At 73.0% G+C, this 16,590-nt stretch carries 2 protein-coding genes (both cut by a window edge); both read right to left on the reverse strand.

All coding sequences use genetic code 11. The features are described 5' to 3' along the window. Positions 1-6,333: the beginning of a non-ribosomal peptide synthetase gene (locus tag BM43_RS33980; RefSeq protein WP_080941776.1), read on the reverse strand. It extends 15,537 nt beyond the left edge of the window; 6,333 of the gene's 21,870 nt are visible here — the first part of the coding sequence; its start codon is at positions 6,331-6,333; the stop codon falls past the left edge of the window. After that, positions 6,330-16,590 carry the final stretch of a hybrid non-ribosomal peptide synthetase/type I polyketide synthase gene (locus BM43_RS33985; protein WP_045577501.1) on the reverse strand. The gene runs 11,090 nt beyond the window's last position, so 10,261 of the gene's 21,351 nt are visible here — the last part of the coding sequence; its start codon lies beyond the right edge, outside the window; the stop codon is at positions 6,330-6,332. The genes BM43_RS33980 and BM43_RS33985 overlap by 4 nt, the downstream gene beginning before the upstream one ends.

The raw sequence follows: 16,590 nt of genomic DNA on the forward strand, positions 1-16,590 counted from the left end.
CAGCAGCGGCGGCAGCCCGGCCGGCGGCGCGGCGGCGTCCAGCAGCGGCCGCCACGCCTCGAGCGTCAGCAGCATGGCCGGCGCGCTGTCGCCGAGCAGGTAGGCGAGCCGCTGCGGCGGCAGGCCCGGGTCGAGCGGCAGGTAGGCCGCGCCCGCCTTGAGGATGCCGAGCAGCCCGATCACCATCGCCGGGCCGCGCTCCAGGCAGATCGCCACGCGCATGTCGGGACCCACGCCGCGCGCGATCAACTGGTGCGCGAGCCGGTTGGCGCGGCGGTTCAGTTCGGCGTAGTCCAGGCGCAGGTCCTCGTGGACCAGCGCCTCAGCCGCGGGCGTGCGCGCCACCTGGGCCTCGAACATCGCCACCAGGTCGGTGGGGCCGTCGTAGACGGTATCGGTGCGATTCCAGGCGCTCAGCAGCCGCTCGCGCTCGGCGGCCGGCAGCATCGGCAGCTCGCGCACGCGCCGCCAGGCCTGGCGCTCCAGCGCGTCGACCAGTTGGGCCAGCGCCTCGTGCAGGTAGCCGCAGATGCGCGCGGCCTCGAGCCGCTCCACCACCTGGGCGGTCAGCATGAAGGCCTCGCCGAAATCGTCGACGGTGATCGCCAGCGGGTAGTTGGTGCGCTCCTCCGATTCGAGCAGCTCGATGCCGTCGCGGGTGGCGTGCGGCGCGGTATAGCGGTAGTTCAGCAGCGCGCTGAACAGCGGCACCGAGGCGCCCACGCCGCTGCACTGCTGGGCCAGCGCCAGCGGTGCATGCTCGTGGCGCATCAGGCGCGTGAGCGCGCGGTGGGTGAGCGTGACGCCCTCGCGCACGCCGTGGTCCAGGCCGATGCGCACCGGCAGCGTGTTGATGAACATGCCCAGCGCGCGCTCGGTGCCGGCGCCGCCCTGCATGCGGCCGAACAGCACCGTGCCGAACACCACCTCGTCGCGGCCGGAGGCGTGGCCGAGCACCTGGGCCCAGGCCAGGTGGAACAGGCTGGCCGCGCTCACGCCGAGCTGGCGGGCCTGGGCGCGCACGCGGCGCGCCAGGGCGGGCGCCACGTCGAGGCGCGCCTCGTCCACCCCGCGCCCCTCGCCCTGCACGTCCTGCAGGCCGAACGGCAGGGTCGGCTCGTCGATATCGGCCAGCATCTCGCGGAAGAAGGTCAGGTGCTCGTCGCGCGTCACGCCCAGGCGCGCCTGCGCCACGTAGTTGCGGAACGGCACCGAGGGCGGCAGCTGGGCGGCCTCGCCGGCCACGTGCGCCTGCACTTCCTGCGCCACGCGTTCGAGCGCGGTGTGGTCCATCGCCAGATGGTGGAACAGCACCAGCATCAGCCAGCGGTCCTGCCCGGCATCGAAGCCGTCGCGGGCCACGATCACCCGCATCAGCGGCGCGCGGCGCACATCCAGGCGCACGCGGCGCTCGTCGTAGCGCGCGCGCAATTGCGCGGCGGGGCTGCCGCCGAGCGGGTCGAGCTGCACCTCCTCGATCTCGGGGCGCGCCTCGCGCCAGACCACCTGCACCGGCTCGGGGATGCCCTCCCAGTGCACCGAGGTGCGCAGGATGTCGTGGCGCGCCACCACCTGCCCGAGCGCGGCGAGGAAGGCGTCCACGCGCGTGCGCGTCTCGATGCCGAACAGCGCGCTGAGCAGGAACGGGTCGCCCTCGCGCGACATCAGGTGATGGAACAGCACGCCTTCCTGCAGCGGCGCGAGCGGATAGATGTCCTGCACGTTGGGCGCGCCGCCGGGCACCTGCTCGACCACGCGCTCGATCTGCTCCTGCGTGAGCGAGGCGAGCGGCAGCATGGCCGGCGTGATGCGCTGCGTGCCGGGCGCGACCAGCACGGCCGGCACCGTCACCACGCCACCGGCCTCGCCGTCGCCGGCAGCGCCCAGCGCGGCGGCCAGCGCGGCCAGGGTGGGCGCGTTGAACAGGGTGCGCACATCGGTGTGCAGGCCCGCCTGGCGCATCCGCTCGATCACGTTGATGGCCAGCAGCGAATGGCCGCCCAGCTCGAAGAAGTTGTCGTGGCGGCCCACCTGGGGCTGCTCCAGCACCGCCTCCCAGATCCGCGCGATGCTCGCCTCGAGCTCGCCCCGCGGCGGCTCGTATTCGTGGCGCGCCACCGCGCTCAGGTCCGGCGCCGGCAGCGCCTTGCGGTCGATCTTGCCGTTGGGCGTGAGCGGCCAGCGCTCGATCAGCATCACCTGCCCCGGCACCATGTAGTCGGGCAGCCGTTCCTGGCAGTGCTGGCGCAGCGCGCGCGCGCTGGGCAGGGCGAGCGCGCCGAGCTGGCGCAGGCGGTCCAGCGCCGGCAGCCCGGCCAGCGCCAGGTCCGGCTCCATCCAGTCGACCAGGCAGGCGATCTCGTCGACGCCGGCCTCGCGGAACTTCTCCAGCATCGGCTGGCAGCTCGCCGGCGTGCCGATCAGCGCGGCGGTGCGCGCGTAGCGCTCGAAGGCGAATTCCACCAGCTGGTCGACGTGCTGGTCGATGAAACCGTCGATCTCGGCCGGCGTGGCGAACTCGCTCGGCACCAGGCTCTGCACCATCGGCCGCAGCAGCCCGACGTGCTCGCGCATGTAGTTCATGAAGGGCAGGCGCGCCTCGGCCATCACGGTGTCGAGGTCCTCGCCCAGATAGGCGTGCACCATCAGCGTGACGCGCTGCCGGCGTGGATCGTGGCCGTGCTCGGCGAGCGCCTGGCGGTACAGCGCGATGCGCTCGGCCAGCTCGTCCATGGTCTGGCCCAGCAGGTGGGTCAGCAGGTGCGCGCCGGTGCGCCCGGCGTGGACGAAGGTATCGGGGTTGCCGGCCGCGGTGAGCCAGATCGGCAGGCTGGCCTGCACCGGGCGCGGATAGACCTGGATCTCCACCGGCTTGCCGTGGCCGTCGGGGAAGCTCACGGTCTGGCCGGCCCACAGCGCCTTCAGGGTCTCGATGCCCTCGCGCACCGCCTGCTTGCGCTTGTCGGGCGGGAAGTTGTGCGGCGCCAGCGAGAAGTCGCGCGAGTGCCAGCCGGAGGCGATCGCCATCCCCACCCGGCCCTGCGAGAGGTTGTCGACCACCGCCCATTCCTCCGCCACGCGCTGCACCGGATGCAGCGGCAGCACCACGCTGCCGGCGCGCAGGTGCACGCGCCGGGTGCGCGCGGCCAGCGCCGCGTTCAGCACGGCCGGGTTCGGGTAGAGCGCGCCGACCGTGTGGAAGTGGCGCTCGGGGGTCCAGACCGCCTCGAAGCCGTGTTCGTCGGCGAACGCGGCGGACTCCATGTAGAGCCGGTACTTGTCCTTGGGGTCGTAGGTGTCGGCGCCGAAGTAGAACAGCGAGAACGACAGCGCGTCCTCGCCCGGGCCGCCCTCGTGGCTGCCGTCGCGCTCGTCGCGCGGCTCGACATAGGCCACCAGGTGCGGCTGGCCGGCCGCGTCGCGGCAGGTCGAGACCACCGCCTGGCGCACCCGCGGATGGCTCGCCAGCGCGCCCTCGATCTCGCCGGGCTCGATCCGGAAGCCGCGGATCTTGATCTGCTGGTCGGCGCGGCCGATGAAGTCGAGCCGCCCGTCGGCGCGGCGGCGCACCAGGTCGCCGGTGCGGTACATGCGCTCGCCGCGGCTGGCGAACGGATCGGGCAGGAAGCGCTCGGCGGTGAGCGCGCTGCGCCCCGCGTAGGCGCGCGCCAGGCCCGCGCCGGCGATGTAGAGCTCGCCCGCCACGCCGGCGGGCACCGGCTCGAGCTGCGCGTCGAGCACGTAGAGCCCGGTGTTGGCGACCGGCGCGCCGATCGCGCTGTCCTGCCCGCTTTCCATGCGGTCCACCGCCGACCAGATGGTGGTTTCGGTCGGCCCGTACATGTTCCAGATCACCGGCACGTGCTCGAACAGGCGCGCGGCCAGCGCGGCCGGCAGCGCCTCGCCGCCGCACAGCACCTTGAAGCGGCCGGCGGGCCAGCGATGGTCGAGCAGCGCGCTCCAGTGCGCGGGAGTGGCCTGCACCAGGCTCACGCCCTGGTCCTCGATCAGCGCGGCGAGCCGCGCCGGGTCCAGCCCGGCGTCGCGCGGCGCCAGCACCAGGCGCGCGCCCTTGAGCAGCGGCAGGTAGAGTTCGAGCGCGGCGATGTCGAAGGACAGCGAGGTCAGGTTCAGCACCGTGTCCCGGGCGTCGACGCCGGGCTGCCCGGCCATCGAATCGAGCAGGTTGAGCAGCGCGGCATGCGTGACCTGCACGCCCTTGGGCTTGCCGGTCGAGCCCGAGGTGTAGATCACGTAGGCCAGGTGCGCGGGCAGCAGGCCGCGCGCGCCGGGGTCGGTGTCGGGCAGGCTCGCGTCGAGCGGCGCGTCGAGCAGCCAGGCGCCGGGCACCGCCGCCTCGCCGCCGAGCGCCTCGCGGCCGGCCTCGTCGACCAGCAGCAGCGTCGGATCGGCGTCGAGCAGGATATGGGCGAGCCGCTCGGCCGGATAAGCCGGATCGAGCGGCACGTAGGCGCCGCCCGCCTTCATGATCGCCAGCAGCCCGACCACCATGCCGACGCCGCGCTGCGCGCACAGCGCCACGCGCATGTCGGGGCCGACGCCGTGCGCGATCAGCCAATGCGCGAGCCGGTTGGCGCGCGCGTTCAGCGCCGCGTAGCTCAGGCGCTGCGCCTCGTGCACCAGCGCGACCGCCTCGGGCGTGCGCGCCGCCTGCGCGGCGAAGCGCGCGGGCAGGCAGGGTTCGCCGGGGAAGGTGGTGGCGGCGCGCTGCCAGGCGCGGGCCAGCGCCTCGCGCTCGGCCGGCGGCAGGATCGGCAGCTCGCGCACGGCACGCGCGGCGCCGCTCTCGAGCGCGGCCACGATGCCTTCCAGCGCGATGCGCATGTACTCGCAGATCGACGCGCCGGGCAGGCCGTCCAGCACCTGCAGGCTCAGCGAGAAGGCCTCGCCGAAATCGTCGACGGCCAGCGAGATCGGGTAATTGGTGCGCTCCTCGGAACGCAGCGACTGCACGCCGTGCAGGCCCGCCGAGGCCTCGCTCGCCTTCGGGCTCGCGCCGTGGCGGTAGTTCAGCAGCGCGCTGAACAGCGGCGCCGGCGCGGCCACGCCGCTGCACTGCTGCGCCAGCGCCAGCGAGGCGTGCTCGTGGCGCAGCAGCTGGGTGAGCCGCCGATGGGTGGCGACCAGCGCCGCGCGCGCGTCCCCGGCCAGGCCGATGCGCACCGGCAGCGTGTTGATGAACATGCCCAGCGCGCGCTCGGCATGCGCGCCGCCCTGCATCCGGCCGAACAGCACGGTGCCGAACACCACCTCGTCGCGGCCGGCGGTGCGGCCCACCACCAGGGCCCAGGCCAGGTGGAACAGGCTGGCCGCGCTCACGCCGGCCTGCCGCGCCTGGGCGCGGATGCGCCGCGCCAGCGCGTCGTCCAGCGGCAGCACGTGCTCGACGATGCCCTGCCCGTCGCCCTGCACGTCGCGCAGCCCGAACGGCAGGGTCGGCTCGTCGATCTCGGCCAGCATCTCGCGGAAGAACTGCTCGTGCTCCGCCTCGCTCACGCCCAGGCGCGCCTGCGCCACGTAGTTGCGGAACGGCACCGGCTCGGGCAGCAGGTCCGGCCGCCCGGCGAGGATCGCCCGCACCTCGCGCTCGACGCCGGCCAGCGCGGTGTGGTCCATCACCAGATGGTGGAACAGCACGTGCATCAGCCAGCGCTCATGAGCCGCGTCGTGCGCCACGATGGCGCGCAGCAGCGGCGCGCGGCCCAGGTCGAGCCGCGCCTGGCGCGCATCGAAGCGCGCCTCCAATTGACGGGCCAGTTCGCCCTCGCGTGCGTCGAGCACCACCTCCTCGACCTGCAGCGGCGCCTCGCGCCAGACGATCTGCACCGGCTCGCCGATCCCCTCCCAATGCACCGAGGTGCGCAGGATGTCGTGGCGCGCGATCACGCGCTGCATCGCGTCGAGGAAGCTATCGAGCCGCGCGCGGCTGTCGAACGCGAACATCGTGTTGAGCAGGTAGGGGTCGCCCTCGCTGGCCATCAGGTGATGGAACAGCATGCCCTGCTGCAGCGGCGCGAGCGGATAGATGTCCTGCACGTTGGCCGCCCCGCCCGGCACGCCGGCCACCAGGCGCGCGATCTCGTCCTCGCCGAGCGCCACCAGGCTCAGCATGTCGGGCGTGATGACGGGTTCGGGCTGCCACCAGTCGCGGTCGTTCACCAGCTCGAGCAGCGCGGCCTTGTGTTCGCGCAGGCCGGCCAGCAGCTCGCCGTCGTCCAGCTCGCCGTCGCAATGGATCACCAGCGAATCCCCGTCGCGGCGCAACCGGACAGCCTGTTCGAGTAGCCGGGCCTTCAGCTCGGTAAAAGTCATATGCGCAGCTCCACGGTGCGATTGGCGTCGGCTTGCGCCTTGTTGCGGGCGGACGCCTGGGGAATACGGTTGGGCGGTACCACGATGGACTGCTGCGGCTCGCGGCCGACCGACCCGGCCAGCGCGGCGAGCGTGGGCGCGCCGAACAGCGCGCGCACGTCGGCATGCAGGCCGGCCTCGCGCATCCGCTCGGTCAGCGAGATGGCCAGCAGCGAATGGCCGCCCAGTTCGAAGAAATTGTCATGACGGCCCACCGGCTCGACGCCGAGCACCTCGCCCCAGATGCGGGCCAGCTGCGTCTCGATCTCGCCTTGCGGCGCCTCGTAGGCGCGGCGCGCGTAGGCACTCGCGTCGGGCGCGGGCAGCGCGGCGCGCTCGAGCTTGCCGTTGGCGGTCAGCGGCCAGGCGTCGAGCCGCACGTAGGCGGCCGGCACCATGTAGTCCGGCAGGCGGCCCAGCAGGGCCGCGCGCAGCGCCTCGCCGGACGGGGCCTCGAGCGGCGGCTCGCCGGCCTCGGCCGCCGCCGCCGTGTAGTAGGCCACCAGCCGCAGGTCCGGCTCGCCGGGCTTGCCGCCGTGGCCGGTGCCTGCCTGATTTCCGGCCTGGTGGTCGGCGGGCGCGCCGAATTCACGCGCCAGCACCACGGCATCGCGCACGCCGGGCAGCGCGGCGACGGCCGCCGCGATCTCGCCCAGTTCGATGCGAAAGCCCCGGATCTTGACCTGCTCGTCGTTGCGGCCCAGGTAGTCGAGGCTACCGTCGGCCAGGCGCCGCGCCAGGTCGCCGGTGCGATACAGGCGCGAGCCGGGCGCGCCGAACGGGTTCGGCACGAAGCGCTCGGCCGTCAGTGCCGGGCGGCCCAGGTAGCCGCGCGCCAGCCCCGCGCCCGCGATGTACAGCTCGCCCGCCACGCCCTCGGGCACCGCTTCGCGCCGCTCGTCGAGCAGGTAGGCGCCCAGGTCCGGCAGCGCGTGCCCGATCGGGCTGCCGGCGCGCTCGGCGTCGCCGGCCTCCAGCGCCCGGTAGCTGACGTGCACCGTGGTTTCGGTGATGCCGTACATGTTCGCGAGCCGCGTGGCCGCGTTGCGCGGGTCCGCGTACCAGGGCGCGAGCATGCCCGGATCGAGCGCCTCGCCGCCGAATATCACGTGACGAAGCCGGTGCGTGGCGCTGCTGGCACGTTGCGCCGCGATCAGTTGACGGAACGCGCTCGGCGTCTGGTTCAACACCGTCACGCCGGTCTCGCCCAGCAGCGCATGGAAGGCTTCCGGCGACTGCGCCACCGGCTTGGGCACGATCACCAGGCGCCCGCCCGCGAGCAGCGCGCCCCAGATCTCCCAGACCGAGAAGTCGAAGGCGAAGGAATGGAACAGCGTCCAGACATCGTCGTGGTCGAAGCCGAATGCGTCCTGGGTGGCCGAGAACAGGCGCAGCACGTTGGCGTGCGTGACGGTCACGCCCTTGGGCTGGCCGGTGGAGCCCGAGGTGTAGATCACGTAGGCGAGCTGCTCGGGCAGCACGGGCGCGGCGGTGAAATCGTCGGGCGCGGCTGCCGTGCAGTTTTCGAGCAGCAGCGTCGAGGAGGCCGCCGCCAGCGCGGGGACGCTGTCGAGCAGGGCCTGGCTGGTCAGCAGCACGGCGGGCGCGCTGTCGTCGAGCATGTAGCCCAGGCGCTGGGCCGGATAAGCGGGATCGAGCGGCACGTAGGCGGCGCCGGCCTTGAGGATGCCGAGCACGCCGGCGACCAGGTCGAAACCGCGCTCGACGCAGAGGGCGACCCGTTGATCGGCGCCCACGCCGCGCTCGCGCAGCGCATGCGCGATGCGATTGGCGCGCGTATCGAGTTCGCCGTAGGCGAGCGACTGCCCGTCATGCAGCAGCGCAATCGCCTCGGGCGCGCGCCGTGCCTGCGCCTCGAAGCGCCGCGCCAGCCCGCCCTCGACTACATAACCTGCTCGAGGCGCGCTGGCCGCCAGCACCGCCTCGCGCTCCGCCGGCGGCAGCACCGCCACCTCGCGCAGCAGCGGCGCGGCCGTGCCGTCGAGCGCCTCGACGATACCGAGCAGGGCCGCCTCGACATAGGCCGCGATGCGCGCGCCGTCGATCCCGCCGGTGGCCAGCACGGTCATGCCGAAACCCTCGCCCAGATCGTCCACCGACAGCGTCAGCGGATAGTTGGTGCGCTCCTCGGAACCGAGCGACTCGATCCCCTGCCAGGCCGTGCGCGCCTCGCCCGAATACTGGTCGAGCGCGTCGTAGCGGTAGTTCAGCAGCGCGCTGAACAGCGGCGCCGGCGCCTTCACGCCGCTGCACTGGCGCGCCAGCGCGAGCGGCGCGTGCTCGTGGCGCAGCAGTTGCGTGAGCGTGCCGTGCGCGCGGCGCACCGCCTCGCGCACGCCGCCGTCCAGCGCGATGCGAACCGGCAGCGTATTGATGAACATGCCCAGCGCGCGCTCGGCACCGGCCGAGCCTTGCATGCGGCCGAACAGCACCGTGCCGAACACCACGCCGTCAGGCTGCGCGCGCGGCCCCGAGGTGCGGTCGATCACCCGCGCCCAGGCCAGGTGGAACAGGCTGGCCGCGCTCACGCCCAGCGCGCGTGCCGCGGCGCGCAGGCGAACGGCCAGCGCGCCATCCAGGGCATGGCGCGTCTCGCGCGTGCGATGCCCCTCGTCCCGCGTGTCGCCCAGCCCGAACGGCAGCGCCGGCTCGGTGATGTCGCCGAGCATCTCGCGGAAGAAGGCCTCGTGCTCGGCGCGGCTCACGCCGAGCCTGGCCTGGGCCACGTAGTTGCGGAACGGCACCGAGGGCGCGAGCGTCTGCGGCGCGTCCAGCAGGAAGGCGCGAACCTCGCGCTCGACGCTGTCGAGCGCGGTGTGGTCGAGCACCAGGTGATGGAACAGCACCAGCATCAGCCAGCGCCCGGCCGCCGCGTCGTGGGCGACCACGGCGCGCATCAGCGGCGCGCGCGCCAGGTCGAGCTTGATGCGGCGCGCGTCGAAGCGCTCGCGCAGTTGCCGGCCCGGGTCCTCGCCGGCTTCCAGCTCGACCGTCTCGACCTCGATCGGCGCCTCGCGCCAGACCACCTGCACCGGCTCGGGCAGCCCCGTCCAGTGCACCGCCGTGCGCAGGATGTCGTGACGCGCGATCACCTGCTGCAGCGCGCCGAGGAAGGCGTCGAGCCGCTCGCGGCCGTCGAAGGCGAACAGGCTGTTGAGCAGGTACGGGTCGCCCTGCTCGGCCATCAGGTGATGGAACAGCACGCCCTCCTGCAGCGGCGCGAGCGGATAGATGTCCTGCACGTTGGCCGCCCCGCCCGGTACGGCCGCCACCAGCGCGTCGAGCTGGGCCTGGCTGAGGCTCACCAGCGGCAGCAGCGCCGGCGTGAGGTGGGTGGTGCCCGGCGCGATGGCGTTGGGCGGCACCGTCACCTGCGCCTCGCCCGCCTGGCCCGAGCCGATCGCCTCGGCCAGCGCGGCCAGGTCGGCCGCGCCGAACAGCAGGCGCACGTCGGCATGCAGGCCGAGCGCGCGCATCCGCTCGATCACGCCGATGGCCAGCAGCGAATGTCCGCCCAGCGCGAAGAAGTTGTCGTGCCGGCCGACCTGCGCGATGCCGAGCACCTCGCTCCAGATCCGCGCCAGCGTGTTTTCCAGCTCGCCTTGCGGGGCCATGTAGCCGCCGCGCGCATAGGCCTGGTCGTCGGGATCGGGCAGTGCCTTGCGGTCGGGCTTGCCGTTGCGCGTGAGCGGCAGCGCCGCCAGCCAGACGTAGGCGGACGGCAGCATGTACTCGGGCAGCAGCGGCAGCAGGTGCTGGCGCAGCGCCTCGCCGTCCACCGCCTGGGTGTCGCCGTGGCAGGTGTAGTAGGCCACCAGCCGCTTGCCGGCCAGCCCGCCGGCAGGCTCGGCACGCGCCACCACCAGCGCGTCGCGCACCGCCGGATGGCGCATCAGCTTCGCGCCGATCTCGCCCAGTTCGATGCGGAAGCCGCGCAGCTTGACCTGGTCGTCGTCGCGGCCGAGGAATTCGACGCGGCCGTCCGGCAGCCAGCGCGCCAGGTCGCCGGTGCGATACATGCGGCTGCCGGGCATGCCGGCCGGATCGGGCAGGAAGCGCTCGGCGCTCAGGCCCGGGCGATCGAGATAACCGTGGGCGAGCCCTTCTCCGCCCACGTACAGCTCGCCCGCCACGCCCACCGGCTGCGGCTCGCCGCGCGCGTCGAGCACGTAGACACGGGTGTTCGACAGCGCGCGGCCGATCGGCACCGAGCGCGCCGCGCCGATCGTGGCGTCCAGCGGACAGAACATCGAGAAGGTGGTGGCCTCGGTCGGGCCGTACACGCTCATCAATTGCCGCGGGGCGCCGCGCTCCAGCACGCGCGCCATGTGTTCCGGGGTCAGCAGGTCGCCGCCCACCATCAGGTAGCGCAACCGGGCGAAGGCCGGCAGCAGCGTGTCGAGATGCTGGTCGAACAGGCCGACCGTCATGAACAGCACGTCCACGCCGTGCGAGAGCAGCGCGTCGCGCAGGCCCGTGGGCGACAGCAGGGTGGCCGGGTCGATCACCACGCTGCGTCCGCCGTTGAGCAGCGGCCCCCAGACTTCCAGGGTGCTGGCATCGAAGGCCGGGTTCGAGGCGAAGCCGAAGCGATCGGCCGGGCCGAACTCGGCGTAGCCGCAGTTCAGCACCAGGCGCGTGATCGCGCGCTGCGGCACCACCACGCCCTTGGGCGTGCCGGTCGAGCCCGAGGTGTACATGATGTAGGCCGGCGCTTCGGCGCAGGCCGCCAGCGCGGGCGCGCTGGACGCGCAACGCGCCAGCTCGCCCGAGGCGGCCAGCGTGTCGAGGTCGATGCGCGTCGGGCCGGCTTGCGTCGCGTCGAATTCGGGCGCGGCCAGCGAGGAATGCGCGAGCAGCAGGCGCGCGCCGCAGTCCTCCAGCATGAAGCGCAGCCGCTCGGGCGGCGCCGCGCTGTCGAGCGGCACGTAGACGGCGCCGCACTTGAGCACGGCCAGCTCCGCCACCACCAGCTCGATCGAGCGCTCCAGCAGCAGCGCGACGCGCGTGCCGCTCGTCACGCCGCGCTCGCCCAGGTAGTGCGCGAGACGGTTGGCGCGCTGCTCCAGTTCGCCGTAGCTGAGCGTGAGGCTGCCGTGTTCGAGCGCGATCGCCTCGGGCGAGCGGGCCGCTTGCGCCTCGAACAGCGCGCTCAGGCCCGCCTCGCGCGGATAGTCGGCGCCGGTGGCGTTCCAGCCGTTGAGGACCTGTTCTCGCTCGGCCGCCGGCAGCACGTCCAGCTCGCGCACGGCGCGCGTGCCGTCCTGCTCCAGCGCGTCGAGCATCGCGCGCAGTGCCTGCTCGACGTAGCCGGCGATGCTCGCGCCGTCGAGCGTGTCGATCACATGCACCATCAGGCCGAAGCCGGCCTGGCGATCGTCGACCGACAGCGTCAACGGGTAGTTGGTGCGCTCCTCGGAACGCACCGTCTCGATGCCCTGCCAGGCCTGCAGCGTCTGCTCGGCGTCCTGGGCGGCATCGTCGTGGCGGTAGTTCAGCAGCGCGCTGAACAGCGGCGCCGGCGCCTGCACGCCGCTGCACTGCTGGGCCAGCGCCAGCGGCGCGTGCTCGTGGCGCAGCAGCTCGGTGAGCGTGGCGTGGGTGCGCCGGATCGCCTCGCGCACGCCGTCGGCCAGGCCGATGCGCACCGGCAGGGTGTTGATGAACATGCCCAGCGCGTGCTCGGTCTCGCTGCTGCCCTGCATGCGCCCGAACAGCACCGTGCCGAATACCACGTCGTCGCGGCCGGCCGCGCGGCCCACCACCTGGGCCCAGGCGAGGTGGAACAGACTGGCGGCGCTCACGCCCAGCTCGCGCGCGTGATGGCGAATCCGCCCCGCCAGCGCGGCCTCCAGCTCCACGCGCGTCTCGCCGATGCCGTGCCCCTCGCCCTGCGTGTCCTGCAGGCCGAACGGCAGGCTCGGCTCCTCCACCGTGCCCAGCATCTTCGTGAAGAACTGCTCGTGCGCCTCGCGGCTCACGCCCAGGCGCGCCTGGGCCACGTAGCTGCGGAACGGCACCGGCGCCGGCAGTTGCGCGGCGCGGCCGAGCAGGCAGGCCTGCACTTCGCGCGCGATGCCGTCGAGCGCCGTGTGGTCGATCGCGAGGTGATGGAACAGCACCTGCATGGCCCACTTGCCGCCGCTCGCGTCCCGCGCGACGAAGATCCGCATCAGCGGCGCCCGGCCCAGGTCCAGCCAGACCTGGCGCGCGTCAAAGCGGCGCTGCAGATCGGCCAGCGCGTCGCCGTCGGCGGCTTGCACCGCCACCTCGTCGACCTGGATCGACGCCTCGCGCCAGACCACCTGCACCGGCTCCGACAAGCCTTCCCACAACACCGCCGTGCGCAGGATGTCGTGGCGCGCGATCACCTCGCGCAAGGCCGCCAGGAAGGCGTCGAGGCGCGCGCGATCGTCGAAGCGGAACAGCGTGTTGAGCAGGTAGGGGTCGCCGTCGCGCGCCATCAGGTGATGGAACAGCACGCCTTCCTGCAGCGGCGCGAGCGCGTAGATGTCCTGCACGTTGGCGGCGCCGCCCGGCACGCGGGCCACGATCGCATCGATGTCGTCCTGCGTGAGCCGCGCGAGCGGCAGCATGTCGGGCGTGATCGCCTCGCAGCCGGCGGGAATCGCGTTCGGCGGCACGACCACCTGCCGGCTCGATTCGCCGCCCACGGCGCGCGCCAGCGCGGCCAGGGTCGGGGCGTTGAACAGCACGCGCACGTCGGCGGCCAGGCCCGCGCGGCGCATCTGCGAGAACAGCTTGATCGCCAGCAGCGAATGGCCGCCCAGTTCGAAGAAGTTGTCATGGCGGCCGACTCGCTCGACCTTCAGCACCTCGCGCCAGATCCGCGCAAGGCGCGTTTCGATCTCGCCTTCCGGTTCGACGTAGTTGCCGCTGCCGCTCGTCTCGCCCGGCTGCGGCAGCGCCTTGCGGTCCAGCTTGCCGTTCGGCGTCAGCGGGAGCGCGTCGAGCTTCAGCAGCGCCGACGGCACCATATAGTCCGGCAGGCTCGCTTTCAGATGCGCGCGCAAGACCTCGAGGCCCGGGTCCCGGCCTTCGTCGCTGGTGTAGTAGCCCACCAGCCGGCGATCGCCGTCCGCCTCCTCCCGCATCACCACCACCGCGTCGCGAACGCCGGGATGCGCCCCCAGCATCGCTCCGATTTCGCCCAGCTCGATACGGAAGCCGCGCAGCTTCACCTGCTCGTCGTTGCGGCCCAGGTAGATGATGTTGCCGTCCGCCTCGTAACGCGCCAGATCGCCCGTCCGGTACATGCGCGCGCCCGTCGCGCCGAACGGATCGGGCACGAAGCGCTCCGCCGTCAGGCTCGGCCGGTTCAGGTAACCGCGCGCCACGCCCGCGCCGCCGATGAATATCTCGCCCGTCACCCCCACCGGTACCGGCTCGCCGCCGGCATCGAGAATGTAGATCTGCGAATTCGCCACCGGCCGGCCGACCGGCACGTTCATCATCCCCACCGGCAGGTTCTGCGCGTCATACACCAGGCAGCCCACCACCGTTTCGGTCGGGCCGTATTCGTTGACCAGCCGAGCGCCCGGGCCCACTTCCTGCCACAGCGCCACCGTGCCCGCGCTCAGCGCTTCGCCGCCGATCACGAACGCGTCGGTCTTCGCCTTGATGCCTTCGGCACGCAAGCGACGGCCCAGTGCATCGAGGTGGGCCGGGGTGATCTTCACCAGGCCCGCCGCGTTGCGAACATGCGCTTCCAGCCCCGCGATCTCGTCGCCCTCGTCGAGCAGCGTGACCGTGCCGCCACACAGCAGCGGCGTCCACAGGCTGGTGACCGTCGCGTCGAACGACAGCGACGAGGACACCACCGCGCCCCGCTCCGGCGCCGGCTCGTACGCCGCCAGCGCCCATTGCAGGTAGTTCGACAAGCCGCCGTGCGAGATCATCACGCCCTTCGGACGACCCGTCGATCCCGAGGTGTAGATCACATAGGCCAGATGCTCGGCCAGCGTGCGACGCGTCGGCTGAGAATCCGGCATCGCGTCGAACACGGCCGCATCGGCATCGAGGCTCAGCGTCTCGAACGCGTGCTCGGGCAAGCCCGCGCGCACCGCCGCTTGCGTCAGCAGCACCCGCGGCCGGCAATCCTCCAGCATGTAGGCCAGCCGTTCGGCCGGATAAGCCGGATCGATCGGCACATAGGCCGCGCCGGCCTTCAGCACGCCCAGCAGCCCCGTCACCATGTCGAGACCACGCCGCACGCAGATCGCCACGCGCGTGTCGGGACCGACGCCGCGCGCGATCAAGGCATGGGCGATCTGGTTGGCTCTCGCGTCGAGCCGCGCATAGCTGAGCGTTGCCTCGCCATGCCGCAGCGCCACCGCCTCCGGCGTGCGCCGCGCCTGCGCCTCGACCATCCCGGTCAGCTGCGCCGCCGGATACGCCGCCTCGCTGCGATTCCACTCCCGCACCACCTGCGCCCGATCCGCCGCGCCGAGCATGTCCAGCTCGCCGATCCGCTGCCGCGGATCGCGCACGGCGGCCTCGAGCAGGTTGCGGTAATGGCCGATCATCCGCTCGATGCTGGCGCGATCGAACAGGTCGGTGGCGTATTCGAGCGTGCAGGCGAGATGGTCGCGATGCTGGCGCATCTGCAACGACAGGTCGAACTTCACCGCCATCGCCTCGCTGTCGAGTTCCGCGATCTCGATGCCCGGCAGCGACATCGGCGGCGTGGCCTGCTGGAAGCCGAACACCACCTGGAACAGCGGCTGGCGCGACAGGTCGCGCGCCGGCGCCAGCTCGGCCACCAGCTTCTCGAACGGCAGGTCCTGGTGGGCGTAGGCGGCCAGCGCGTTGCGCTTGACGCGGCCCAGCAGTTCGGCGAAACCCGGGTTGCCGGACAGGTCGGCGCGCAGCGCCAGCGTATTGATGAAGAAGCCGATCAGCCCTTCCAGCTCCTGGGCCCGGCGCCCGGCCACCGGCGCGCCGATCACGATGTCCCGCTGGCCGCTGTAGCGGCCGAGCAAGGTGGCGAAGCCGGCCAGCAGCACCATGTAGAGCGTCGCCGTATCGCGCTGCGCGAGTTCGGTGAGGCGCGCCACCAGCTCGCCGGGCAGCACGAACTGCGCGCGCGCGCCGCGGAAGCTCTGCTCGGCGGGACGCGGCCGGTCGGTCGGCAGTTCGAGCGCGACCGGCGCGCCGTCCAGCGCGCCCCTCCAGTAGTCGAGCTGCTGCGCGAGCCGCGCCTCGTCGAGCCATTCGCGCTGCCAGATCGCGTAGTCGCCGTATTGCACCGGCAGCGGCGCGAGCTCGACCGCACGCCCGGCCGCAAAGCCCGCGTAGAGCGCGCCGAGCTCGCGCACCAGCACGTCGGCGGACCAGCCGTCCGAGACGATGTGGTGCATGTTGAGCAGCATCACGTGGCGGGTGTCGTCGAGCCGCACCAGCGCGGCGCGCAGCAGCGGCCCGCTGGCGAGATCGAAGGGACGTTCGACCTCGTCGCGCAGCAGGCGATCGAGAGCGGCGGCCTGCCAAGACTCGTCGGCTTCGCTGCCCAGATCGAGGCGCGCCAGCGCCACCGGCGCGGCCGGCTCGACGATCTGGCGCGCGCCGCCCTCGGCGGCCTCGAAGCGCGTGCGCAGGATCTCATGGCGCTCGACCAGCGCCGAGAGCGCGCGTTCGAGCGCCTCGGCTCGTACCGCGCCGCGCAGGCTCAGCGCCACCGGGATGTTGTAGCCGGTGCCGGCCAGGCCCAGCACCTCCTGGGCCCAGACGCGCTCCTGCTCGTAGGACAGCGGCAGCGTCGCGTCGGTCGCGCGGCGGCGCACCGGCGGCATCCGGCCGTCCTGGCGCGGCGCCTCGGCGGCCTCGCGCAGGCGCTCGATCTCGTGCGCCAGCGCGGCCGGCGTGGCGGCCTCGAAGAACCGGTCCGGCGCCAGGTCGACGCCGAACAGCTTGCGGATCCGCGAGATCGCGCGCAAGGCACGCAGCGAATGGCCGCCGCACTCGAAGAAATTGTCGTGGCGGCCGACCTGCGGCACCTCCAGCACCTGGGCGAACAAGGCGGCCACCGCCGCTTCCAGGTCGCCTTGCGGCGCCTCGAAGGCGCGCGCGGCCGAGCTGGCGGCATCGGCCGCGGCCTCGCCGAGCGCGCGCCGGTCCACCTTGCCCGAGGCGGTCAGCGGCAGCGAGGCGCGCCGCTCGATGGTGGCCGGCACCAGT

The sequence above is a fragment of the Burkholderia gladioli genome, from assembly GCF_000959725.1.
Classification (GTDB): domain Bacteria; phylum Pseudomonadota; class Gammaproteobacteria; order Burkholderiales; family Burkholderiaceae; genus Burkholderia; species Burkholderia gladioli.